The organism is uncultured Georgenia sp., from assembly GCF_937958535.1.
Lineage (GTDB): Bacteria > Actinomycetota > Actinomycetes > Actinomycetales > Actinomycetaceae > Oceanitalea.
The window spans coordinates 1-1777 of the sequence record NZ_CALGNQ010000218.1 but is presented as its reverse complement, the minus strand read 5'-3'; the positions used below and the strand labels follow the sequence as shown (position 1 = coordinate 1777).

Annotated in this window: 1 protein-coding gene; it reads left to right on the top strand. The window is 71.8% G+C overall.

The genetic code is table 11. The features are described 5' to 3' along the window. The first annotated feature begins 34 nt into the window (after window positions 1-34). A complete protein-coding gene (locus Q0195_RS11345; RefSeq protein WP_299278506.1) occupies window positions 35-1495 on the top strand; it encodes a fumarylacetoacetate hydrolase family protein in 1461 nt (486 codons plus the stop codon). Window positions 1496-1777: the final 282 nt, after the last annotated feature.

Below are 1777 nucleotides of genomic sequence, written 5' to 3'. Positions count from 1 at the left end.
TGACTTCGTCAACGATGCTGAGGAGCGCTGGGGCATGAGCACCGACCCGATCACCACCGAGCTGGGCCACCGACCGGGCAAGGTCATCGCCGTCCACCTCAGCTACCGGTCCCGCGCGGAGCAGCGCGGACGCGTGCCGCAACACCCCTCCTACTTCCTCAAGACCGCGTCGTCCCTCACCGGCTCCGGCGAGGTGGTCCGCCCCGCCGGCACCGAGCTGCTCGGCTTCGAGGGCGAGATCGCCGTCGTCATCGGCACCCCGGCCCGCGACGTCTCCCCCGAGGACGCCTGGAAGCACATCGGCTGGGTCACCGCCGCCAACGACCTCGGCCTGCACGACCTGCGCTACGCCGACAAGGGCTCCAACGTCCGCTCCAAGGGCGGAGACGGCTTCACCCCCGTCGGCCCGCGCCTCCTCGACGCCACCGCGGTGGACCCCAAGCGGCTCGGCGTGCGCACCTGGCTGGACGACGAGCTCGTCCAGGACGACTCCACCGATGGCCTGCTCTTCGACTTCGGCCTGATGATCGCCGACCTCTCGCGGGTGATGACCCTGGAGCGCGGCGACGTCATCCTCACCGGCACTCCCGCCGGCGCCTCGGTCGCCCAGCCCGGCCAGCGTGTCGCCGTCGAGGTCTACGCGCTGGACGACCCCACTGTCACCACGGGCCGGCTGGAGACCACCGTGGTCGAGGGGCCCGCCCTCGCCGCCTGGGGCAACCCGCCCAAGGTGGACGACGCCCAACGCGCCGACGCCTGGGGCCGGCCGGTGGAGCCCGCCGAGAAGCCCTTCGAGCTCACCCCCGAGCTGCGTGAGCGGCTCGCCAAGGTCGCCGTCGCCACGCTGTCCGTCGAGCTGCGCAAGCGCGGCTACGACACCGTCTCCATCGACGGCGTCCGCCCGCTCGTCCCCGGCCGCGGCATGGTCGGCACCGCCCGCACGCTGCGCTACGTGCCCTACCGCAAGGACCTCTTCGCCGCGCACGGCGGCGGGTTCAACGCCCAGAAGCAGGCGATGGACTCGGTGAACGAGGGCGAGGTGGTCGTCATGGAGGCCCGCGGCGACTCCACCGCCGGCACCCTGGGCGACATCCTCGCGCTGCGCGCCAAGGTCCGCGGGGCCGCCGGGATCATCACCGACGGCGCGGTCCGCGACGCTGTCCCGGTCGCCGAGCTCGGCATCCCGGTCTACTCCTCGGGCAAGCACCCGGCCGTCCTCGGCCGCCGGCACGTGCCGTGGGAGACGGACGTGACCATCTCCTGCGGCGGCGCCACCGTCCAGCCGGGAGACGTCATCGTCGCCGACGACGACGGCGCGATCGTCATCCCGCCGGCGCTCGTCGTCGAGGTGCTCGAGGCCGCCGAGGCGCACGAGGAGGAGGACGAGTTCGTCTTCGAGATGGTCGCCAAGGGCGAGCCCGTCGACGGCCTGTTCCCGATGAACGCCCAGTGGCGCGAGAAGTTCGCCGAGTGGCAGGCATCCCGCCGCAGCTGACCACCGCCCTCTCTCCCCACCCGTCCACCGACAGCTCATCACTCACCGACAGCTCATTACTCCCCGACAGCCCACTTCCCACCCACAGCCCACTTCCCACCCACAGCCCACGTCCCACCGACAGCTCAGTTCCCACCGAGAGCCCACTTCTTGCCGGGAGCTGACGTCCGCTCCCACCCACCCGTCCACGGAGGACTCCCATGACGACGCCTGCTACCCAGACCGACCTGCAGATCCCCGCGGGGGTGCCGGATCGGATTCGGCATTACATCGATGGCCGGT